This is a genomic window from Rossellomorea aquimaris (genome assembly GCF_001877785.1).
Classification (GTDB): domain Bacteria; phylum Bacillota; class Bacilli; order Bacillales; family Bacillaceae_B; genus Rossellomorea; species Rossellomorea aquimaris_A.
Genome location: NZ_MINN01000096.1, coordinates 449,888 through 473,051 on the forward strand (window position 1 = coordinate 449,888; position 23,164 = coordinate 473,051).

The 23,164-nt window shown below is 45.6% G+C and carries 17 protein-coding genes; 2 read left to right on the forward strand and 15 right to left on the reverse strand.

The features are described from left to right. Positions 1-19 precede the first annotated feature (19 nt). The 6 genes from menC to BHE18_RS14730 all read right to left on the reverse strand — a co-directional run bounded on the left by menC (position 20) and on the right by BHE18_RS14730 (position 7,483). Complete coding sequence (gene menC / locus BHE18_RS14705; RefSeq protein WP_071619283.1) at positions 20-1,126, reverse strand: o-succinylbenzoate synthase; 1,107 nt, start codon at positions 1,124-1,126, stop codon at positions 20-22. Next, a complete protein-coding gene (locus BHE18_RS14710) occupies positions 1,116-2,606 on the reverse strand; it encodes an o-succinylbenzoate--CoA ligase (protein ID WP_071619284.1) in 1,491 nt (496 codons plus the stop codon). The genes menC and BHE18_RS14710 overlap by 11 nt, the downstream gene beginning before the upstream one ends. A gap of 97 nt (positions 2,607-2,703) precedes the next feature. After that, entirely contained in the window at positions 2,704-3,522 is an 819-nt protein-coding gene (gene menB / locus BHE18_RS14715) for a 1,4-dihydroxy-2-naphthoyl-CoA synthase (protein ID WP_071619285.1), read from the reverse strand. A gap of 1 nt (position 3,523) precedes the next feature. Then, complete coding sequence (menH, locus tag BHE18_RS14720) at positions 3,524-4,348, reverse strand: 2-succinyl-6-hydroxy-2,4-cyclohexadiene-1-carboxylate synthase (RefSeq protein ID WP_071619286.1); 825 nt, start codon at positions 4,346-4,348, stop codon at positions 3,524-3,526. Beyond that, positions 4,345-6,081 carry a 2-succinyl-5-enolpyruvyl-6-hydroxy-3-cyclohexene-1-carboxylic-acid synthase gene (gene menD, locus BHE18_RS14725; RefSeq protein ID WP_071619287.1) on the reverse strand — a complete coding sequence of 579 codons (1,737 nt, stop codon included), beginning with the start codon at positions 6,079-6,081 and terminating at the stop codon, positions 4,345-4,347. Before menD ends, menH begins: the two co-directional genes overlap by 4 nt. Further along, complete coding sequence (locus BHE18_RS14730; protein ID WP_071619288.1) at positions 6,074-7,483, reverse strand: isochorismate synthase; 1,410 nt, start codon at positions 7,481-7,483, stop codon at positions 6,074-6,076. Before BHE18_RS14730 ends, menD begins: the two co-directional genes overlap by 8 nt. A gap of 376 nt (positions 7,484-7,859) precedes the next feature. Between BHE18_RS14730 and BHE18_RS14735 the strand changes: the two genes are divergently transcribed. Next, a complete protein-coding gene (locus BHE18_RS14735) occupies positions 7,860-8,783 on the forward strand; it encodes a 1,4-dihydroxy-2-naphthoate polyprenyltransferase (protein WP_071619289.1) in 924 nt (307 codons plus the stop codon). Between the two features lie 761 nt (positions 8,784-9,544). Next, complete coding sequence (locus tag BHE18_RS14740) at positions 9,545-10,300, forward strand: TraR/DksA C4-type zinc finger protein (protein WP_071619290.1); 756 nt, start codon at positions 9,545-9,547, stop codon at positions 10,298-10,300. A 44-nt stretch (positions 10,301-10,344) separates the two neighbouring features. Here BHE18_RS14740 and BHE18_RS14745 read toward each other — a convergent pair whose 3' ends face one another. From BHE18_RS14745 to BHE18_RS14785, 9 genes are all read right to left on the reverse strand, one after another. Then, positions 10,345-10,539 carry a hypothetical protein gene (locus BHE18_RS14745; RefSeq protein ID WP_071619291.1) on the reverse strand — a complete coding sequence of 65 codons (195 nt, stop codon included), beginning with the start codon at positions 10,537-10,539 and terminating at the stop codon, positions 10,345-10,347. 74 nt (positions 10,540-10,613) lie between these two features. Next, entirely contained in the window at positions 10,614-12,056 is a 1,443-nt protein-coding gene (locus BHE18_RS14750) for a DUF1510 family protein (protein WP_171910712.1), read from the reverse strand. Between the two features lie 28 nt (positions 12,057-12,084). Beyond that, positions 12,085-13,482: a glycosyltransferase family 2 protein gene (locus BHE18_RS14755; protein WP_071619293.1), complete on the reverse strand. Its 1,398-nt coding sequence runs from the start codon at positions 13,480-13,482 to the stop codon at positions 12,085-12,087. A gap of 233 nt (positions 13,483-13,715) precedes the next feature. Next, positions 13,716-16,121 carry a glycogen/starch/alpha-glucan phosphorylase gene (locus tag BHE18_RS14760; protein WP_071619294.1) on the reverse strand — a complete coding sequence of 802 codons (2,406 nt, stop codon included), beginning with the start codon at positions 16,119-16,121 and terminating at the stop codon, positions 13,716-13,718. Next, on the reverse strand, positions 16,111-17,556 hold the full coding sequence (gene glgA, locus BHE18_RS14765; RefSeq protein ID WP_071619295.1) for a glycogen synthase GlgA: 1,446 nt from the start codon (positions 17,554-17,556) through the stop codon (positions 16,111-16,113). Before glgA ends, BHE18_RS14760 begins: the two co-directional genes overlap by 11 nt. Beyond that, the gene (locus tag BHE18_RS14770) at positions 17,553-18,581 is read right to left on the reverse strand and encodes a sugar phosphate nucleotidyltransferase (protein WP_071619296.1); all 1,029 of its coding nucleotides are present in this window, start codon (positions 18,579-18,581) and stop codon (positions 17,553-17,555) included. The genes glgA and BHE18_RS14770 overlap by 4 nt, the downstream gene beginning before the upstream one ends. A 36-nt stretch (positions 18,582-18,617) precedes the next feature. Then, positions 18,618-19,775, reverse strand: a complete 1,158-nt coding sequence (locus tag BHE18_RS14775) for a glucose-1-phosphate adenylyltransferase (protein ID WP_071619297.1) — start codon at positions 19,773-19,775, stop codon at positions 18,618-18,620. 1 nt (position 19,776) lies between these two features. After that, on the reverse strand, positions 19,777-21,648 hold the full coding sequence (gene glgB, locus BHE18_RS14780) for a 1,4-alpha-glucan branching enzyme (RefSeq protein WP_071619298.1): 1,872 nt from the start codon (positions 21,646-21,648) through the stop codon (positions 19,777-19,779). Positions 21,649-22,022: 374 nt separating this feature from the next. Next, positions 22,023-23,162 (reverse strand): mannitol-1-phosphate 5-dehydrogenase, encoded by a 1,140-nt coding sequence (locus BHE18_RS14785; RefSeq protein ID WP_071619299.1) that lies wholly within the window; start codon positions 23,160-23,162, stop codon positions 22,023-22,025. Between the last annotated feature and the right edge of the window lie 2 nt (positions 23,163-23,164).

Sequence of the window (23,164 nt, forward strand, 5' to 3'; positions counted from 1 at the left end):
CAGAATGTCATGTCCTTTTTTACAAACTATATTCTTCCCTGAGCTCACAAACTTCCTTCAACCGCTTCTCATTAAGACCTACTCCAATACCCGGCTTGTCAAATCTTTTCACCATTCCGTTCTCAACAACGATCGGGATGTCTATGATGTCTTCATCCCAATACTTGGATGATGAGGAGATGTCTCCTGGAATAGAGATTCCTTCAAGGGTGGACAGGCTGATGTTATGGGCACGCGATACTCCGAATTCAATCATGCCCCCGCACCACAATCTGATTCCGCTTTCCATACAGAGGCGGTAGATATCCAGTGCAGAATTATATCCTCCGACCCTTCCCAGCTTCAGGTTGACGACTCTGCAGCTGTTCAGGTGAATCGCACTTTTCATGTCGCTTGGAGTCACGATGCTTTCATCGAGACATATGGGTGTCTCAAGTTTTGTTTGAAGAATGCTGTGCTCAACAAGATCGTCCACTCCAAGGGGCTGTTCGATCATTTCCAGGCGGAATTCATCAAGGGATTTCAAGTGGCCGGCGTCATCCAGCTCATAAGCAGAATTCGCGTCCGCCAAAAGGGTTAGATGAGGAAATTCCTCTCGTAATGCACGGACAACGTCAATATCCGCTCCCTTTGAAATTTTGATCTTTATCCGTTCATAGCCAGCTTCGATCAGATCCCTGGCCTGGGTGATCATCCCATCAATGGCACCTGCCCCCACGACGGCACCTGCCAGTACTTTTTCACGTGTCCCGCCAAGCAAATCCCAAAGCGGCTTATCCTGCTGCCTCGCATACAAATCCCAGACCGCCATTTCCAGGGAAGCTTTCGCCATTGCGTTCCCTCTTACAGTATCAAAGAGCTCACTCAATTCTTTCGGATGGTTAACTCCATGACGCTCGAGTAAAGGAATCAATACATCTTTCAGCATGTGAAAAGAAGTTTTCACCGTCTCTTCCGTATACCATGGTGTTGAAAAGGCTACAACTTCGCCTAAACCAATCAGCCCGTCCTTGTCCTCGATCTCAATGATGATGCCTTCCCTGGATTCAACACGCTGAAGATGAGTGACAAACGGATTTTTCAAAGGCATAGAAATGATATGGAGTCTGATTTTTTTAAGATTCACCTCTGTACACCCCTTTCTCCCAATGATCTCTCAGTACCCGTCTCAATATTTTATTGGAAGCATTCCGGGGGATTTCATCCACAAAGACGCATCTTTCAGGCTGCTTGTAAGAAGCCAGTCTGCTTTTACAGAAAGATAAAACATCGTCCTCACTGAGTGTATCCCCCCTTCCTTTAACAATGAATGCACAGGGAACCTGTCCCCACTGCTCACTTGGAATCCCCGCAACCCCAACATCTTCAATGCCCGGATGGGATGTAAGTACACTTTCGATTTCTGCGGGATATACATTTTCGCCGCCGGAAATGATGAGATCCGAACGGCGGTCCAGAACGAATAAGAATCCCTCTTCATCAACATAGCCGATATCCCCTGTCGACAACCACCCGTCATGGAAGCTCTTATGATTCGCTTCCTCCCGTTTATAATATCCTTCGGTGACATTGGGTCCCTTCACAAAGATTTCACCTTCTTCGCCTGCCCCTGCCTCATTGTCATCTTTCATAATTTTAAGCTGAGAGGGAAACAACGGTTTCCCTGCCGACCCAAGCTTGGACAGACTGTATTCCGGGGAGAGCGTCACGATTTGAGATGACGTTTCCGTCATGCCGTATGTTTGGAATACTGGGATATGTTTATCTCTGCACACCTCCAGCAGTGGAAGAGGCGCCGGCCCCCCGCCAAGAAGCATACAGCGGAAATTCTCATGATAAGATCCATCATCCAAATCTTTCACCAGCCTCTGCAGCATATTGCTGACCGCAGACATGATCGTAATCGACCCGTCTTTTAATTCCTTGGTGATCCGTCCGGCGTCGAATTTTTCAAACAGCCTGACACCCATCCCGTAAATGACACTCCTCATCAGGATGGAATAGCCGCTGATGTGGAACAGCGGAACCGAACACAGCCAGGTATCATTTTCACTTATACCGAGATTCAGCGAAGAACCGATTGCGCTCCACCAGTGATTTCCATATGTCTGCAGCACGCCCTTCGGTGCACCGGTCGTCCCGGAGGTATACATAACGGAACATACTCCGTCTAACTGAAAATGATCCTTTATTTCAAAATGAGTAAGAGATGTGCAGTCTAGGTCTGATATCTTCACTTTTTGAACGTTCTGGTCCTGAAGTTTTTCATAAAACGCATCATCTACAATGACTGTGCCAAGATTCACGTCTCTGATTTGGAAAGCAAGCTCACCCGGGCTTAACCGATGGTTCAGTAGCACAGCCTTCAAACCAAGCTGCTGCACTGCATGGATGATGGTGACCGCTTCGACAGTATTTCCGATCATCAGACCGATGAAGGAGGCACGGGAATCTTTAATATAAGTGTTGATCTTCCCTGCGGTCTCAACTGTCATCTCCCATAGTTCTTTAAATGTATAATCACGGTCATCACTTTTCATTGCGACACGGCCAGGGGTCAAATATGTTCTCTGTTTAAGCCAATTCGGCATTTGCTGGGAAGTCATAATCTCTACTCCAATCCGTTAAAGTTATAAGGGGACACTTCTTTTTTAAAAAATAAAAAACCTGATGAATCGTCGAGATTCATCAGGCTGCCCTTCATTAAGGGAAACGAGGGAATTGTCCGAAGTCCGGTTTGCGTTTTTCTTTGAACGAGTCTCGACCCTCTTTAGCTTCATCAGTTGTGTAATAGAGAAGTGTCGCGTCTCCTGCAAGCTGCTGAAGTCCAGCCAGACCGTCTGTGTCGGCGTTGAACGCAGCTTTGAGGAAGCGAAGTGCAGTCGGGCTCTTCTCAAGCATTTCAGAAGCCCACTGAACCGTTTCTTCTTCAAGTTTATCCAATGGTACAACCGTATTGACAAGACCCATGTCAAGAGCTTCTTGGGCATTGTATTGACGGCATAGATACCAGATTTCCTTTGCTTTCTTATGACCTACGATACGTGCAAGATATCCTGAGCCATATCCGGCATCGAAGCTTCCCACTTTCGGTCCTGTCTGCCCGAAGATTGCGTTATCAGCAGCAATTGTGATATCACACACGACATGAAGGACGTGGCCGCCGCCGATTGCGTATCCGGAAACCATCGCAATGACCGGTTTAGGGATGACACGAATCAAACGCTGCAAGTCCAAGACATTCAGACGTGGAATTTCATCTTCACCTACGTAACCGCCGTGTCCGCGCACACTTTGGTCTCCGCCGGAACAGAATGCTTTTTCGCCTGCCCCCGCAAGAACGATTACGCCTACTTCAGAATCATCACGTGCATAAGCAAACGCGTCGATGAGTTCCATTACCGTTTTAGGTGTGAAAGCGTTGTGAACTTCCGGACGGTTGATCGTGATTTTCGCGATCCCGTTGTATGTTTCGTATAAAATTTCTTCGTAATTTCTTTTTGAAACCCATTCAAAAGCCATATTAGAAATCCTCCTTTATGTAATTGAATAAAACTTCCTTTACTATTGTACCAAACTTTCGAGGATCTTCCACATGAATTGCATGACCCGTGTCGAAAAAAGAGATAATTTCTGAGTCGGGGATGCTCATCTTCATTTCATCCGCAATCGCCGCAAATTTACGGTCAAGCTCCCCTACAAACAGAATTACCGGGAAGGGCAGGCTCTCAAGAGCACCCCACCAAGACGGTTGTGTTCCGGTACCCATCCCCTTCAGGCTGTTTGATAAACCAACAGGGGATTGCTGAAGCCGCTGCGCCCGGATCCTTTCCCTCACCTCTTGCGGCAATTTTTTCTGTGTGGAGAACAAAGGGATGTCCTCCCAGAATTTCACGAAAGATTGCAATCCTTCATCCATGATCTTGTCAGCAAGGATATGGTCCCTTTCGCGTCTTTCCTGTTGTTCTTCATTGGTTTTCAGACCCGGGGATGCACTTTCCAGTATGAGTACACTGACCGTTTCACTGAATAGGTTTGAATAATGAAGGGCCAGTCTGCCTCCCATTGAATAGCCTACAAAGGCTGCTTTTTTGATATGGAGCTCATTCAATATCGCTTTGATATCTTCAGAGGCTGCATCCATCGCGTACCTGTCAGCATCCAAGGGAGAATCCGTTTTCCCGTGGCCGATGATATCAATGGAGATGCACTGGTACATCCCCTTTAACAAATCAGTCACTTCACTCCATGTCCGTGTGTCACCTGTAAAGCCATGAAGAAATACTACGGGAAATCCTTCTCCTTTGACATCTACAAAGTAATCGATCTCATTCACCCGGAGAATCATGGGGTATTCCCTTTCAACTCAGAAACTATTTCCTGGGAAACAAAATTCCACAAATTACGATGAATTGCTACATTTTCTTCCCGGTTTGTCAGGACTTCTATGATCTTGATTCCTTTTTTCCCCCCTGCGTTGGAAAGTGCAGAAGCTATGTCGATTTCTTCTTTTACAAGCTGATAATCCGCCCCATAGAAGGCTGCTGCTGAAGAAAAGTCCAAATCCATCGGGGTGCCGAATAATTCTTCGAAATAAGTTCCTTCACTTGCCTGCGGCAGGAAGGAGAAAATGCCACCGCCGTTATTATTCATCACCACGATCGTCATATCAAGACCATATTTCTTTGCAACCAGAAGACCGTTCAGGTCATGGAAAAACGCAAGGTCCCCGATCAGCAGATAAAGGGGAGTGTTACCCGTACTCATCCCAAGTGCTGTCGAAACGACTCCGTCTATTCCATTCGCCCCGCGGTTGGCATGCACGGAGATTTTTTTGTCATTAGTGAAGAAAAACGTATCGATATCCCGAATCGGCATGGAATTGCTTGCAAATATCGATGCACCTTCCGGCAGCAGCTCTATCAGCTGTTTGACGGCTTTCCCTTCGTTCCACGGCTGGTCATCGGCCTGAAGGATCCTTCTAGAAATATCATTCGCTTTTTTCCACTTGTGCAGCCATCCCGCATCTTTCTTTTCTGCCCCTGCCATCAAATCATGACAGAATGATTCCTCATCACTGTAGATGAATTCAGTGGCCATCGCTGTAGGATCCTGCCATTCCTCTCCGCTGCTGACGACCCAATACGGTACGTCGGGCAGTTCCTTAATGAATAATGTCAGCGGTTTAGAAACAGGCATGGAACCAAACCGGATGATGATATCGGGCTGCAGATTCGCAAGGACTTCCTTCGTTTTTAAGATAGCATCGTATGTTTCTATGACATTCTCCTTGGAATGCAATCCGCTCCTTACCCCGGAAAGAGGGTCCGCTGCGACAGGGAATCCGTACTGTTCAGAGAACGCCATGATCGAATCGACGGCCGAGCTGTCAACCCCCGGTCCGCAGACAATCAGTCCGTGCTGCTTTTCCCTTAATATACGAAGCAGGTCATCACGCATCTCCGGCGTCAATCCCCGGACGCCGTTTATGACCCGTTTATCACGTATGCCGGGAGTAAACGTTGATTCGTCTAAAGCAGGTATCAACGGCTCCCTGATCGGGAAGTTAAAATGAACCGGTCCTGCCGGCACTGACAATGCCATACTCACACCTCTGGCAGCTGAAGATTTTGCATACTTCAATATACCGGCTGAAGATTCCGGCAATGCCATATCGACACTCCACTTGACATGCTTCCCGTACAGATCAAGCTGATTGATCGCCTGAGGGGCACCGACTTCCCGAAGCTCGTGCGGACGGTCGGCTGTCAGCACAATCAAAGGAACCTTCGCATAGCGCGCTTCGATGACGGCAGGATAATAATTGGCTGCAGCCGTTCCAGACGTGCAAAGAATCGCAACAGGCTTTTGTTTTGCCTTTGCGATCCCAAGTCCAAAGAATGCAGCCGAACGTTCATCGACGTTGATATACGTTTTCACCCCGGGGTGATGAGTAAAAAGCAGCGCCAAAGGAGTAGAACGGGATCCCGGGCTTATGACCACCTCGTCTACTCCATTTCCGACTAATTCATCGATATATGCCGCTAAATAACTTGTTAATCTTTGTTGATGTTCATCCATTGATGTTTCCCCCTAATGCTCTCAGCATTGGCCGGAATTTCATTTGTGTTTCCTTGAATTCCGTTTCAGGATCGGAATCTGCCACAATTCCGCAGCCTGCGTATATATACGATTCTTTACCTTGAAGGAGCCCCGAACGGATCGCTACTGCAAATTCTCCGTTACCGTAGGCATCCAGCCAGCCTGATGGTCCTGCATATAAACCTCTGTCCATCTTTTCTTCCTGTCTGATAACATGGAGGGCCTCCTCCCTCGGGACGCCGCCCAATGCAGGTGTAGGATGCAGCTTTTCAACCATATCAAGAAGGGAAGTCTGTTTTGAAGCCCGGCCTGTAACGGGTGTATATAAATGCTGTATATCTTTCATCTTCATCAGTCCCGGCTGTTCGGGCAGTGAAAGATCGCTGCAGAACGGCTCAAGTGCCTGATGGATGTTCTCGACGACCAGATGATGCTCATAACGATTCTTTTCATCATTCAGAAGTTCTGCTCCGAGCATCTCATCCTCTTCTATCGTTTGTCCCCGGGCTATCGATCCCGCCAGGCAGGTGGAGAGTACTTCTTCGCCGGTCTTCTTGACAAGACGTTCGGGAGTAGCGCCGATGAAGCAGCTCCCGTTGCGTTCGAAACTGAAGATAAAGCTGTCAGGCTGCTGCTTCCAAAGATTATCCAGAACAAAGTCAGATGTGACCGGGGCATCGAAGCTGACTTTGCATTTACGCGCAAGCACCACTTTTTCCATGCTGCCGCCCCTTAGTTCATCCACTACATTCTGTACCGACGTCTTCCATTCCTCCGGCTTGTAATCCTCAACTTCGGAAACTGTTGTCTCATCAGGAACCGTCGGGAATTTTGACTTACTGATGAGTTCATCTTTAATACGCATCAGCTTGTCCAAAGAATCCTCATCATGATGGGAACCGCATAACATATTTACAGTCAGATAATCCGCTTCCTTAGACTTAGTCAGCATGATGGATGGAACCTGAAGCGTGCCGTCAGCAAACTCATCCCATTCCGATCCTCTCTGATTCAGCGGATCGAAGCGGAATCCTCCGAAAAGAAGGGGACCGGTACCGGCCCAGTTCTCCAGGGAAAGAATGACACCATATTCAATAAAGCGCTTCCACTCTTTCTCAACCGCAAAAAACTGATCTTTTTCCTCTTCAGTAGAAATCGTGCAAGCCGCTCCCAGACCGGCGATTGTAATTGTATGATCCCTGTCCTTCCACATAAATCTTGTACCTTCATACAAAACTTTTCCTTCATTATAGAAGGAAAGTGGATCGACAGCATCGATCTTCTCCACGATGCTGAACAGGACCGGGCGCCTATATTGTCTGGCCTTTTCCATGGCTGTATCAAATGCTTTTTCAATATTGGTTTTATGGATGGTAACCAACCCGAATTCCCCCAAACAATCACGTACATGATCAAAACTTATTATAAGATACACCTCACTCTGAGATGTGTCAACGATGTGTATGACAACTAAACATTTATATCCTTATTATATAATAAACCCTTTTTACCTATTTGAGAAACCTAAAGGGTTGTAAAAGTGCTCAAATAATGGAAGACCTGTTTAACCCGCTAATGATTTCCGGGCAATACTTCGGCTGCGACTCACTCTCCTGGAGCATCATTTCTTCTTATATAGCATAATTCACCATCTGTAAAAAAAGATTGACACTGTCCACTCGTTTACCTACACTTTAATCTGTAAAGGAATTGTAATGTTTTCAGAAAAATTCCTTCAATTTTAAGGAGAGAGATGCATGGCACATCAAATGACAAATACAATAGAAGCGGATAAAGGCTGGAAGATCTGGTGGCAGCTCACAAGGCCCCATACGCTGACCGCAGCTTTCGTTCCGGTTCTGCTCGGGACGGTTCTTGCCCTTCAATATACAGACGTTAAAATTTCAGTGTTTTTAGCAATGCTGGCGGCTTCCCTGCTCATCCAGGCCGCTACGAATATGTTCAATGAGTACTATGACTATAAGCGCGGGCTCGACACAGAACACTCTGTCGGGATCGGCGGGGCCATCGTCCGGAACGGCGTGAAGCCTTCGACGGTTATGACCATCGCCTTTTCATTTTACGGAATTGCCCTGCTGTTAGGGTTTTACATTGTAGTTAACAGCACATGGTGGCTGGCAGTGATCGGATTAATATGCATGGCCGCAGGTTATTTTTACACCGGGGGGCCGATGCCGATTGCCTACACACCGCTTGGTGAAATTGTTGCGGGACTATTCATGGGACTCATCATCATCCTGATTTCTTTTTACATCCAGACTGGAACGATCACGGCAGAAAGCATCCTTATTTCCGTGCCTGTTTCCATACTTGTAGGACTGATCTTAATGGCCAACAACATCAGGGACCTGGATGGAGATAAAGAAAACGGCCGCAAAACCGTCGCCATCCTGCTTGGCAAAAAAGGAGCCATCGTCCTGCTCGGAAGCATGTTCTTCTTAACTTACGCATGGACAGCCGGTTTGGTACTGTTTGGAGACATGTCCCCGTGGATTTTGGTTGCTTATCTTAGTATTCCAAAAGCCGTGAAAGCTACAAAAGGCTTTATTGGAAAAACCCAGCCGCTCGAAATGATGCCGGCGATGAAAGCGACAGCCCAGACAAATACAATCTTTGGTTTTCTGCTTTCCATCGGGCTGTTGTTTGCATACTTCTTTTAATACCTTTCACTATAGCTAAAAACCGGGTTGGTCGATGCCCGGTTTTTTATTTTTCAATAAGGGCATTAATTTGCAGTGAATGGAATGGAAAAATTGGAAACTTCGACTACAGGCACAAACTTTGAATACCGGAACAATTATCAGGTTTCCGGCACAATAATTTTAAAATCGGAACAATTATTGTTCCAGCGACGACCTGGAAAGGTTTTTACGATAATAAAAACTACATATAAAGTCCATTACGGAATAAACAAGCAGAAATTAATCTAGAAAAAAGCGTTTGCCAAATAATTTAGCGGAAAAAATCAATTTTTCAGCTTATGACAGCTGTTGAATGGAGTGCAAGACGAAGACTCCTATCAGAAAAGCGGAAAGGCTATACCTAGAGCGGGACAGTTAGAAAAGCGGAGGCGGCTCGTTCAGAGACGACAAGCATAAGACAGGGCATCCGGAAAGGCGGGTTTTGCCTTTTTGGATGCCCTGTCTTATGTCTCGAGTCTCTAGCCGCCGGAGCTGGACAAGTGAGACCCCGCAGTAGCGAAGAGGAGGCTCACGGGCTACCCGCGGAAAGCGTAGTCTTGCACGGATATCAACAGCGTTATTAATACCCTGTTCTGAATTGTTCTTCTCTAGCTTATCGTTTGTTGTGCCCCATGCTCTTTTTTATGTTTTAATCAGTCCACTTTCGGATAAAGTATGATTAGACCAAAAAAGTGATCCGGCATTCAACGCCGGACGTCTAAATGAAGGATGTGAGAAGATTGATTACAAATAGTCAGCAAGAAACACTGAAGAAAGAATTGCTTCAGCAGCAATCACAACTCAATGAACATCTAAAGCGGGACCTTGACAGTCTTCATGATACAAACGAACGTGATAATTCAGGGGAATTGTCCATGTATGACAACCATCCGGCCGATATGGGTACGGAACTGTATGAACGCGAGAAGGATTTCGCGATCGATGATCATTCAAAAACAGAATTGAACAAAATCGATCAGGCGTTAAAAGCCATAGAAGATGGCACTTACGGCAAGTGCCGGGAATGCGGCGGGGAAATTCCTTATGAACGCCTGGAAGTAATCCCGACGACGCTTTATTGCAAAGATCACTCCCCTGAGCAGTCCAGGGCAGAGGACCGTCCGGTTGAAGAGGATGTGCTTCAGCCGCCTATCGACAATGAATTCAAGCACCGCACCAACGGGAATGTACAGGATGATGAAGACAGCTTCCAGGAAGTTGCCCGCTACGGGACTTCGGAAACGCCGTCGGACTTTGAAGGCGAGTACGAAGACTATTCGGAAATGTATCAAGGAGATGACTCCTCTGAAGGATTCACCGAGGATTATGAAACCTTTACGGCAACGGATATTGACGGTTCCAACCGCAAGACCTATCCGTCCAAAAAGCATGAAGAATATGAAGAAATGCTCGATGACAATGACTTGGAATCTCCAATCGGTGATATCCCTTATAAAGACGGGGACGGTTACGTTTCAAAAAAGAAAAAAGATTAATTATAAAAAACCAAGGCTATGTCATAATAGCCTTGGTTTTTTTATTAGCAGCCTTCCCGCGCTGAATTTTCACCGTTTAAATTTTCTTCAACTCTGGATAGACTCTTTAACGCCTCTCTTTCTATTTCTGCTATGCGCTCCTCATACCTTGTCTCTCTTTTTTTAAAATTGAACCATAATCCGCATAACAAAAACAATAATAAGATGACGGCAGATGCCAGCCATGTAGTGATAGTCATCTATACCTTCTCCTATTTCACAATTTTTTGATCAGACTGCATTCCATTAATTATAGTCTTGACCCATATCTTCATCAGCGGTTTTTCTGATCATTTTCATACAGTTCTTCCACCTTGATAGCTGCATAGCCTCTTCCTTCAATCCACTTGACATGAACTCTGTAATTCTCTGTCTGAGTTTTATTCGTTACAGTAGCCATGACATTATTCATTCCTTTACCTTCCACCCACCAAAGAATCATATCGTCCCTTGTTAAATTAGCTCCTTTGGCTATTGCTTCAGTCATTTCTTCCCAATCCAGTGACCCCTCATCAAACGTAACCTTTGTATGATTTGTTTGCCTTGTAGGGACCGGCTTCCAATCTTCTTTGATGACCCTTTTTACATTGGGCTGATTACCGGTTTCATTTGAATTTTTGTCTGTATCTTTTTCCTCAGCTTCATTCTTGGCTGTTTCATAAGATCTCTCTGTTTCAGGATCTTGATCTTTCATTTCGGTATCTTGATCACTTTTAGATCGGTTCGTTTCATGAGTTGCTGCCCCAAGATCCCCAGATTTCTTATTATTTTCAGCATTTTTCTTTATTTTTGAACGATTTTGATCTGCCTCATCATTTGATATCAGTTCTAAATGTTTTTTCAGCCTGAGTGAAATAGTGTTGAGGTTCTTTTTATCCGGCATGTAATAATAAGTGCCTTTAAAGGTTTTGTCTTTACCTTCTATTTTGTGAGCTTCCATGGTTTCCCTGGCACTCTTGTAATTTGCTTGAATATTCCACATTTCAATCGGATTCATGTTTGTCTTCACATTATGTTGGATAACATCGATGATTTCACCGAATTTTGTAACGGATTCTATACTTTCCCCTTTCTGCATCAGCGCTTCAATAACTTGACGCTGACGTTTCTGACGACCAAAGTCTCCCCTGGGGTCCTTTTTCCTCATCCGGGCGTAAATCAATGCTTCTTTGCCGTCCAGCTTAATCTCGCCTTTCGGGAAGTGTACATGCTTATCCGTAAACTCTATATCGTTGTTCACTTCAACTCCTCCGTAAGCATTGACGATTCCCTCAAAGCCCTTCATGTTCACTTCGATGAAATAATCGACAGGCACATCAAGGAGTTTCTCCACAGACTTGATTGTTTCTGCGGGGCCGCCGATTTGATAAGAGCTGTTGATTTTATCCAAACCTCCATCAATCTTTAAGTGCGTATCCCGCGGAATACTGACCATTTCGATTGATTTTGACTGGGGGTTAAGGGTCATCAGGACCATTGTATCGGCTCTTCCACCCTCTTCACCCGAGCGGGTATCCACTCCCATCAAAAGGATGGAGATGGGATCTCCATCGGTCAGGCTCAGGTCGTCCACACGCGCCTGGTATTTTTCTTTATGTTCAATGTCTTCGTTCATGCTTGCTCCTGTCGAAGTGACAAATTGGAATGTAAAACTCACCAGGGTTAAAATGAATACCGTCAGTGAGGTTAATGTGATCAACAATACTTTTTTACCCATTGCTCCTCCTTCAATCATGGTCCTTCTTTTATGCAGCAGATTCTGTCTCTTCCTCCCCATACTTTCTACCTGTCCTCGATACTTTGTTCCACTTTTGGTTGAAGAAATATGAAATACTTCCAAACATGACAAAATACATTGTGACGAATCGGTAGATGAAAATGTCGAAAAGAATGGCCCCCATGATTCTGAAACTGTCTTTTATGGAGAACGTAAATCCATAATGCTTACCCTGTCTGATTGCTGCGACATCATAAATTACTCCGAACACAAAAATCCAAAACATATAGAAAAACATATAGTTCAAATATGTATTTTGCGGATCATAGATCATATTGACAATTACAATCCCTGTCATGATGTATGAAGCAATCGTCCCCACGAGGAATGCCTCGAAGATATAAAAGAAAGATACTGCTTTGGTAAACAGGGTTTTTCCGAAAAATGAACTGAAATGTATGACACAGTCTATATACGCCTTTTGCCAGCGCACACGCTGCTTTGTCAAATCCCGCCAAGTCTCCGGCAGCTCTGTGTATCCGACCGCGTCCGAAATAAAACGAATCTTTTTCTTTTTATCTTTTGCGATCAATCGATGGATCCGCAAGGTGATGTCGATGTCTTCACCTATCGTGTTCCGGTAGCCTCCAACATCAAGGAGAACCTGTTTTCTAAAAATGCCGAAAGCCCCCGATATGACAGCCAACGCTTTAAATCGGACCAGAGAGAGCTTGGAAATATAGAATGCTTTCAGAAAATCCAGTACCTGCACACGCAGCAGCATATTGGCATGTTTCAAAGACAACCGTTTAGATGAATCATTCGGCTTTGTCTGAAGGACATGGACCATCCCCCCGGCAGCGACAACATGGTCGTCTTTAAATGTATCGTTAACAGCATGCAGTGCATCCCGGTCCAAAATCGTGTCGGCATCCAATGTGATGGTGATTTCATGCAAGGAATAGTCGATTCCGGCATTCAAGGCGTCCGCTTTTCCTCCATTCTTCTTATCAATGACATATACATGCGGATACAGCCTGGATCGGTAGATTTGTTTGACTTCTTGATATTCCAATTTACCGGCAGGCTTCATGGAATAGTGCTCCAGCTCCAGTAATCGATGCAGATCATCCATCGTATCGTCGGTTGAACCATCATTGATATAAATGATTTCCAGTTCTCTATAAGGCAGTGACGACATATTCCGGACCGAGGTTTCTACTATCCCGGTTTCGTTATAGCAAGGAATCAATATACTCAACCCATGCTCCTCTTCATGCCCATGCTTGATCATCCATTCCTTGATTGCGGGATTTCGTTTAGACCTTTCATCATCGTCCCTGAAAAACGGCAGGCAATGGTATAAATGAAGTACAGGAAAGGTGACACTTAGAATGAAAAATACGGTGATCAATATGTCCAACATGTCCACTCCTTCTATAAAAATAAAAAGTCCCCCGACAGTGGAGGACTCGCTTTTACTCATTATTTAAAATAATAACACAGGGTATACATCTTCAAATACAGTCGAATTGTTCAATTAGACGTTCTTTTTATCTAGTATAAAATAATTACTTGACAGAATAGTTTTCCTGTTCCCGCTTACAAAACAGGTCCTTTACTGCAATTACATTCTCCTATCAAGGAAGGTTCCCGACTCTATCTCATTAAGCTCCCCTGTCCGATCTTCCAAATATCCCCGGCATATTCTTCGATCGTACGGTCACTCGAGAAATAGCCCGAATTCGTGATGTTGTAAAGGCACATGCGCGACCATTCTTTCCTGTTTGCATAGGCCTTGCCGGCTTCTTCCTGAATTCCCGCATAGGAATCGAAGTCACGAAGGACAAAGAACTGATCGTTTTCCCCCAAAAGAGAATCATAGATCGTTTCAAAATGGTCGTCCGCTCCCGGCAGCGTATCATCTATCAGCTGGTTCAGCACCTTCTTGATACGCGGGTCATGATGATAATATTCCATTGCGTAGTAGCCGCCCTGCTTCTGATAATTCATGACTTCCTCCGCCGTCAGGCCGAAGATGAAAATATTGTCCTCCCCGACCTGCTCGAGGATTTCGATATTCGCTCCGTCAAGTGTGCCCAGCGTGATTGCACCATTCATCATGAATTTCATATTGCCCGTACCTGAGGCCTCTTTGCTGGCAGTTGAAATCTGCTGTGACAAATCAGCGGCAGGGATGATTTCCTCGGCCAGTGACACCCGGTAATTTTCCATAAAGACGACCTTGATCCGCCCCTTTACTGCAGGATGATCATTGACGAGGTCCGCTACTGAATGAATGAGCTTGATAATTTTTTTGGCATAGTAATAACCGGGTGATGCCTTCGCCCCAAAGATAAATGTCCTTGGATGGAAATCAAAATGGGGATCCTCCAGGCACTTGTTATATAAATGAAGGATATGAAGCACATTCAACAGCTGACGCTTGTAAGCATGAAGCCTCTTTACCTGGATATCGAAAATCGAATCGGTATCGACCTTCATCCCATTGTTCTCATAGATGCGCCTGGCCAGCCTCTCTTTGTTCAGCTGTTTCACTTTATACAGATCTTCCAGCAGTGATGAGTCTTCCCGGTATTTTTCGAGGTCTTTCAGTTTACCCGGCTGATGGATCCAATCGGTTCCGATTGCCGAGGTGATCAGCTTCGATAACGGCTGGTTGCTGCCCAGGAGCCATCTTCTGTGTGTGATCCCATTGGTTTTGCTATTGAATTTATCGGGATAATATTGATAAAACAAATTCATTTCCCTTTGCTTCAGGATTTCAGTATGGATCTTGGCTACACCGTTGACGCTGAAACTACCGACAATCGCGAGATGTGCCATCTTCACTTCTCCGTGAGAAATAATGGCCATGTCCTCGATCCGCTTCCAGTCACCGGAATAATTCTCCCATAACTCTTTACAGAACCGCTCATTGATTTCGTTGACGATCATAAACACTCTTGGAAGCAGCGGCTGGAAAATACGGACCGGCCATTTCTCCAATGCTTCAGAAAGGGTCGTGTGATTCGTATAGGCAAATGTCTTCGTCGTTACATTCCATGCCTCTTCCCAGTCAAATTCATATTCATCCACAAGGACGCGCATGAGTTCAGGTATGGCAAGCACCGGGTGTGTATCATTGATATGGATCGATACGTATTCATGAAGATCCTTTAAATCTCCGTATCTGTAAATATACGAATCTATGATGGAGCGGATACTTGCCGATACCAGGAAATACTGCTGCTTCAACCGGAGGATCTTTCCTTCGTCATGGGTGTCATCGGGATAGAGAAATTCAGTGATTGCCTCTGTTTCCCGCTTATATTTCATGAGATCCTTCCCTGCCTTATAAGCAGCAGGTTCCGCACTCCATAACCGGAGGGTATTCACTGTCGACGTTTCATGACCTACCACAGGCATATCGTAAGGAACGGCTGATACGAGTTCGGCATCAACATGCCTGAACTTCAGTACGTCATTCTCCGAATAGGATTCGACTTTTCCCCAAAAAGGGACCTCAACCGTCAAATCAGACTTCCTCACTTCCCATACATGGCCGTGACGAAGCCACTGCTCTGGAAGCTCCATTTGAAAGCCGTTGACGATTTTCTGTTCAAACAATCCATGTTTATAGCGGATGCCATACCCGTGACCAGGGAGATTGAGAGATGCCAGGGAATCGAGGAAACATGCAGCCAGGCGGCCGAGTCCCCCGTTCCCGAGGCCCGCATCATGTTCGATTTCTTCAATATCGGCTAGATCGATTCCAAGATCCTTCAAGCCCTTGTCGACTACCTCATAGATCCCAAGGTTCATCAAATTCTGTCTCAGGAGACGGCCGAGGAGGAATTCAATCGATAAATAATACACCTGCTTCTGCTTATTGAAACGATACTGCTCATTTGTGTGGATCCAGTTCATACTGATGTGTTCCCTGATCAAATGGCCGAGGGTGAAGAATTGATCCTGGGGGGTGGACTCAGGAAATGTCTTTCCGTACATCATTTCAAGTTTCTTCAGAAACATTTCTTTGAATTCATTGTGATCAGAAAACATGGCTTTCACTCCTCGATACAAGGTCGGCATATAATTGGTTGTATTTGAAGGCCGATTGCGCCCAACTATAATCTTTATTCATGGCAGTCCGTACGATATGCTTCCATGTATCCCTTTCATCATTGTAAAACCGCAGTGCCCTTTGGTACGTATGGAGCATGTCATGCGCATTGAAATTCTTAAAGGAGAAGCCGTTCCCCGACTCCGTCTCTTCGTTATATGACTGGACGGTATCGTTCAGTCCGCCCGTTTCCCTTACCAGCGGCAGCGCCCCGTACCGCAGCGCGATCAGCTGTCCGAGTCCGCACGGTTCAAATTTAGACGGCATCAGGAAGAGGTCCGATGCTGCATATATTTCTTTTGCAAATTCCTCATTGAATCCGATCGTCACCCTTACTTTATCGGGATACTGCGATTCCATCTCGCGGAAAAATTGTTCAAACTCCCAGTCCCCAGTCCCAAGTAGAACAAATTGAACATTCTCCCGGATCATTTCATGAAACACACCCCTGACCAACTCGAGTCCCTTTTGTACAGTCAAACGGGAAATGATTGAAACAACCGGGATATCTTCATTCACTTCAAGATTCAGTTTCTCCTGGAGTCCACGCTTTGTATCTATTTTGCCCTGCAGATTTGCGCTCCTGTAAGGAAATCCTCCTTCTTCAGGATTGTACACCTCATCATCGATCCCATTCAGGATGCCTTCAAGCTGACCGTATCGCAGCCTTAAGATGCCGTGGAGCCTTTCACCGTAATAAGGGGTCAATATTTCATCTTTATAGGTCGGGCTTACGGTGGTGATATAATCCGAAGAAATCAAAGCACCCTTCATGAAATTGATGCTGCCGTAAAACTCAAGGTACTCAGGGTGGAAATAACGCCCTGGTATACCCAGCAAGTCTGTCATCACAGACTCCGGAAAGATTCCCTGAAACTGAAGGTTATGGATGGTAAAGATACTCCGGATGAACGCATACCCAGGTTTATCCTGGTACTCCGTCCTTAAAAGGAACGGTACCATCCCGGTATGCCAGTCATGGCAATGAATCACATCCGGATAGAAATCGATGGCCTCGATGGCATCCAGCACTGCTCTCGTAAAGAACGAAAACCGCTCGCCGTCATCGAAATAACCATACATGCGGTCACGATTAAAGTAATACTCGTTATCCACAAAGTAATATGTAACCCCGTCATGATGGAGCTCTTCAATCCCGCAATATTGATTCCTCCATCCGACGGAAACAAAAAACTCTTTCTTCTTCTTCATCTTTGCGCGGAATTCCCGGGGAATCCCCCCATACTTCGGGAGAATGACCCGTATATCCGTCCCCAGGCTCCGCAGCTCTTTCGGAAGGGCGCCGGCAACGTCCGCCAATCCCCCTGATTTAACAAAAGGCACACATTCAGAAACTGTAAACAATACTTTCACGAATTCATCAGCGCTCCTTGAATCATTCCTTTACGGATGACGATGGGTTGACCGGGCTCTCCAATAAGCTTTACTCCGTCCTCGATCCTCACGTCTTTATCCAGGATGACATTATCTAGTACACAATTATCTCCAATTTGACTCTTTTGCATAATGATACTGTTTGAAATACTTGTATTCTTTCCTACCTTCACTGCCCGGAACATGGTCGTGTTCCGAACCTTCCCTTCTATATAACAGCCATTGGCAATGATGCTGTTTTTGACTGAGGCCCCAGATGTGTAGCGGGCAGGGGGTTCATCCTTCACTTTTGTGTATATCGGCATTTCTTTTTTGAACAGCTCTTTCCAGGATGAGACATCCAAAAGCTTCATACTCGTTTCATAGTACTTTTCAATGCAATCGACTGTTTCAACGAATCCTGCATGTTCATATCCGCAAACCTTGTAGCCGCTGTCCATGTCTTCCACCACGTCCTTCATGCACGTATAACCCGACTTTTCACGGCCATCGATCAACTCTGTCAACAGCGAGGTTTTCACAAGATACATTTCGAGTGACCTCCCTTTATGACGGATTTCAGTGATATCGCAGCCGATCATAGCGTGCCTTTCAAGGACAGGCCGGTAATTGATATTACTTACCGTATAACAATTGCTGATCAATGCATATTCCTGGCTGCTGCGATGGAAATAATCCAGGTGATGGGCGAAATGATTGAATGAACCGACTCCATCATCCACGGCATCGAGTCCCGGGGCCGGAAAGAAGAAAAGACCGTCACGCTTACGGTTCAAATCCCAGTTCTTCCCCGAACCAAGATGGTCCATTAATGAGCGATATTGAAACTTTGGGAAGATCGCTACAGACCCGATATCTGAATTCACCATGTTTGACAATACGAAATCAATCAAGCGGTATCTTCCTGCAATCGGAAGGGCAGCCATCGACCGATGTAAGAGCAAATCCTCTAAAGACTGATAATAACTAGTGGCATCTATGACTCCAAGCAATGAATTTTTCACGATAAATCCTCCTCTTACGTTGTACTTTAGAGCTCTTTACACTTCTTCCTGCTCAAGCAATGTATCAATGAATGCCTCCGTCACGAGGATCACTTCATCAGATCCCTCTTCCGGCATGATGCAGACGCCGTTCGGGACTTTGACATTGGATGGAACAATCGCCTGTTCGATATAGGAATTCTCACCGATCACTGCATCCGGCATGATGACCGAACGTGAGATGTGCGCACCCTTTTTAACCGTTGTCCCCTGGAATAATACCGACTTCGAAATCGTTCCTTCAATCGTGCAGCCTTCATTGACGAGCGATCCTTCCACAAGCGCATCCTCAGAGATATATTGAGGCGGCTCATTCGGATTGACAGAGTACACTCTCCACTCATGATCAAACAGATTCAATTCATTGTCTTCGTCAATCAGGTCCATATTCGCTTCCCATAAGCTTTTTACCGTTCCGACATCCTTCCAGTAGCCCTTGAACGGATAGGCCATCAGCTTTTTCTTTTCATCGAGCAGCAGCGGGATCACATCTTTCCCGAAATCATGGCTGGAGTGCGGGTTCCGTTCATCCATTTCCAGGAAGTCCTTCAAGACGGACCAATTAAAGATATAAATACCCATGGAAGCGAGGTTGCTTTTCGGATAGGCAGGCTTCTCTTCAAATTCCGTGATCCTCATTTCTTCATTCGTATTCATCAAACCGAACCGGCTTGCCTCGGACCAATCCACTTCAATGACAGATATGGACACATCCGCTTTCTTTTCGATATGATAGTCAAGCATTTTACTATAATCCATCTTGTAAATATGATCGCCAGATAAAACGAGTACGTACTCAGGGTCATACTGCTCAAGATAATTCATATTTTGATAGATGGCACTTGCCGTCCCGGTATACCAGCGCATCTCGGATGACTCTGCATACGGAGGCAGAACCGTCACCCCGCCATTTCTGCGGTCGAGATCCCACGCACTTCCTATCCCGATATAGGAGTTTAGAACAAGCGGCTGATACTGTGTCAGGACCCCCACTGTATCAATTCCTGAGTTCGTGCAGTTGCTCAAAGTGAAATCGATGATGCGGTATTTTCCCCCAAACGGGACGGCAGGCTTCGCAAGGTTCTTCGTCAAAGAACTCAATCGACTTCCTTTACCGCCAGCTAATAACATGGCCACACATCTTCCCTTTGCCATTCTATTCTCCCCTTCCATATTCTGGTTTTAAATATACTGTACCGTATGGTGGAATCGTCATCACTACGGATCCCGCTTTTCCATGATAGGTTTCATGGCATACAGGAAGCGGGGCAGGATTGACTTGATCCGAACCTCCATATTTGCCGGCATCGCTGTTCAATATCTCTCTATAGAAATCGGCATGAGGCACGCCGACCTTATACCCGTGATAAACAATCGGACTGAAATTGCAAATCACTACCAGATGATCGTTCTCTTTCTTACCCCTTCTTATAAAAGAAAAAATCTGCTGGTCTGAGTTGTTTACATCGATCCATTCAAACCCCCGGGATTGATGATCCAGTTCATATAAAGCTTCGGCACCCTTATATAAATGCACCAATTCTTTAAAATATGAGTTGAATTTGAGATGAAAATCGTAATTCATCAAATGCCAGTCGATTTCCTCCAAGTCCTTCCATTCCGAAAACGGGGCCAGTTCGCTTCCCATGAACAGGAGCTTCTTCCCCGGGTGGGCGCACATGAACCCGAGAAGCAGCCGGTATTGAGCAAACTTCTGCCAATAGTCACCGGGCATTTTATCCAGGAGTGATTTCTTCCCGTGCACCACCTCGTCATGAGATAAAGGGAGAACATAATTCTCTGAAAAGGCATAAAGAAGGGAGAACGTCATCAGGGAATGGACATCCCTGCGCTTCGCAGGCGGCGTCTCCATATAATCTAGCACATCATTCATCCAGCCCATATTCCATTTATAATTAAAGCCAAGCCCCCCGTAATGGACAGGGGATGTCACCTGCGGCCAGTCGGTCGAGTCTTCAGCAATCATCAGGATGGAAGAATCATAGTCGAATACCGCCTGGTTAAGCTTTTTCAAAAATCCGATGGCGCCCTCATTCGGTGACTGCTCGCCCTGATTGGCCCAGTAAATGATATTGGCCACTGCATCGATCCTGAAACCGTCTATATGGTAGACCTCCATCCAGTAACGGGCGTTTGAAATTAAGAAACTCCTTACTTCCCCTTTTCCGAGGTCAAAATTAGCCGTCCCCCACGTATAATTTTCGCGGTCGCGTTCTTCTTCGTACTCATAGGCAAAAGAACCGTCGAACTGATACAAGCCATGGGCATCTTTACAGAAATGCCCCGGCACCCAGTCCAGGATGACCCCTATATCATTTCTGTGGCATTCATTGATGAAATTCATCAAGTCATGGGGTTCGCCATATCTGCTTGTCGGTGCATAATATCCTGTACTCTGATAACCCCAGGACCGGTCAAAAGGATGCTCGGTGACCGGCAGCAGCTCGACATGAGTAAACCCGTGCTCCTTCACATGCGGAATCAACTCCCGGGCAAGTTCTGTGTAGGATAAAAATTTCCCATCTTTCTTTTTCCATGTCCCTGCATGCACTTCGTAGATGAACATGGGCTTATCATAAATCGATGAACCGGACCTTTTCTCGAGCCACTCTTCATCACTCCACTTGAACCCTTCCAGATCATATACGATGCTTGCCGTCTGCGGACGCTTCTCTGAAGCAAATCCGTACGGGTCCGCCTTAAGTTTCCGCTCCCCCGATAAGGTGGTGATTTCATATTTATAGGTTTCACCCGTCAAATCACCATCTACCCGGACAGCCCATAATCCTTCCCGGTTCCACTTTTGCAGTTCATACCCGGCACTATTCCAATCATTGAACGAGCCTGCCAGGGACACACTCCGTGCATTCGGTGCCCAAACGCAAAATTCTGTATAGGTCCCGCGGGAGTCATTCCTCACGTGTGAACCCATAAACTGATACGCTTGCTGTAAACTTCCCTCATGAAATAAAAAGACATCATAATCAGATAACATCATTGCGTTCATCACTTCACCTACATTTTTCAATCTATTAACTACTTTCTGCCACTTATGAAAAATTCCTTTTTAAAAACATCGCTCTATTCCGACATAATTCTACACCGGACAATGGGAAAGCGATTGCATTGTAAGAGTATGGAAAATGACAGGGTTTACATGAGGAATATATAGGGGGATATGTCGAAAGTTCTTTGAGAAAAAAAGGAGGAAAAAAAAGAAGAAAGTAAAAGGATTCCGTTATTCAGTATAAAATTATACTGTAGAACTGAGCGAATTCAATTTATGCGAAATTACGTAAACATGTAGAAATTTAAAAACCAAAAAGGCCTGACCCCGTTATAAATACGCGAGGGTCAGGCCTTCGAAGTGTTTGTTGCTTACTACGCTTTTAGTACTTCATACTGACGAATGACTTCTGCCGTGATCGGGCTTGTTTCGTCCAGTTCGCTTACTTCCTTGAGAACGTATGGAACACCGTTTTCTTTAATCATGTTCTGAATTGCTGCGGCTTCCTGATCTTCAGGGTGATCGAATAATAATGCCGCTGCAATGGCTTTGGCAAGATTGGAGTAGGACAACCCAGCTTCTTGTGCTTCAGTTGTCGGACGGATCAGTCTGTCATCCGGACCGAGTTTTCTCATCGGTGCACGTCCGACCCTTGTTACCCCGTCTTTCAGGTAGGAATTCTTGAAACGCTCGATGTTTTTTTCGATATACGCAAGATGTTCTTTTTCATCCAACCCGAATTGATTAATCAAGTAAGCACCGGTCTCTTTAAGCGTCTCCCGCACCTGCTCTGCGATACTTTCATCAGCAAGTGTTTCATCAATCGTTGTTTTCCCTTTCAAATACCCAAGATAAGCAATGACTGCATGACCCGTGTTCACTGTGAACAGTTTTCGCTCGATGAATGGGGCAAGGTCAGGGACGATGGTCATACCGTTAACCGGCGGGATGGATTCATCCGCTTCCACCACCCACTCGTAATAAGGTTCGACAAGGACATCCAATGAATCCTGTTCCTGGATCGGCACAATGCGGTCTACAGCTGAATTGAAGAAGTACACTTTCCCTTCCAATTTTGACTTCGCTTCATCGGATAAATGATCCATGATATGTCCCTTTAAGATATCCGTCGCCCCGATTTGATTCTCGCATGCAATCACATACAGGGGTTCGCCGGTTTCAAGGACACGGTTTTCAATCCCTTTGGAGATGAGCGGTGCGATCCGTGGAAGGATGCTCGGACCGATCGCTGTTGTCAGATACGACGCCTTTGCGATTTCGTCCACCACTTCCTTATCCTGATGGAGATTGTTAAGTCCCGATACGTTGGATATCGTTTCGCTTTCATGCTTTTCGGTTGCCAATTTCACCTGGTAAGTTCCTTCAGCATTCAGTTTGTCAATGACTTTTTCCGCAATGTCGACGAACGTGACGTGATACCCTGATTGAGAGAACAACGCTCCGATAAAACCTCTGCCAATATTACCTGCGCCAAAATGAACAGTTCGTTTCATTA

Coding starts and splice junctions, on each gene's coding strand:
- BHE18_RS14710 (WP_071619284.1), bottom strand. CDS start 2,606: ATGACTTCCCAGCAAATGCCGAATTGGCTTAAACAGAGAACATATTTG.
- menB (WP_071619285.1), bottom strand. CDS start 3,522: ATGGCTTTTGAATGGGTTTCAAAAAGAAATTACGAAGAAATTTTATAC.
- menH (WP_071619286.1), bottom strand. CDS start 4,348: ATGATTCTCCGGGTGAATGAGATCGATTACTTTGTAGATGTCAAAGGA.
- menD (WP_071619287.1), bottom strand. CDS start 6,081: ATGGATGAACATCAACAAAGATTAACAAGTTATTTAGCGGCATATATC.
- BHE18_RS14735 (WP_071619289.1), top strand. CDS start 7,860: ATGGCACATCAAATGACAAATACAATAGAAGCGGATAAAGGCTGGAAG.
- BHE18_RS14745 (WP_071619291.1), bottom strand. CDS start 10,539: ATGACTATCACTACATGGCTGGCATCTGCCGTCATCTTATTATTGTTT.
- BHE18_RS14750 (WP_171910712.1), bottom strand. CDS start 12,056: ATGGGTAAAAAAGTATTGTTGATCACATTAACCTCACTGACGGTATTC.
- BHE18_RS14755 (WP_071619293.1), bottom strand. CDS start 13,482: ATGTTGGACATATTGATCACCGTATTTTTCATTCTAAGTGTCACCTTT.
- BHE18_RS14760 (WP_071619294.1), bottom strand. CDS start 16,121: ATGTTTTCTGATCACAATGAATTCAAAGAAATGTTTCTGAAGAAACTT.
- BHE18_RS14775 (WP_071619297.1), bottom strand. CDS start 19,775: ATGGCAAAGGGAAGATGTGTGGCCATGTTATTAGCTGGCGGTAAAGGA.
- glgB (WP_071619298.1), bottom strand. CDS start 21,648: ATGAACGCAATGATGTTATCTGATTATGATGTCTTTTTATTTCATGAG.
- BHE18_RS14785 (WP_071619299.1), bottom strand. CDS start 23,162: ATGAAACGAACTGTTCATTTTGGCGCAGGTAATATTGGCAGAGGTTTT.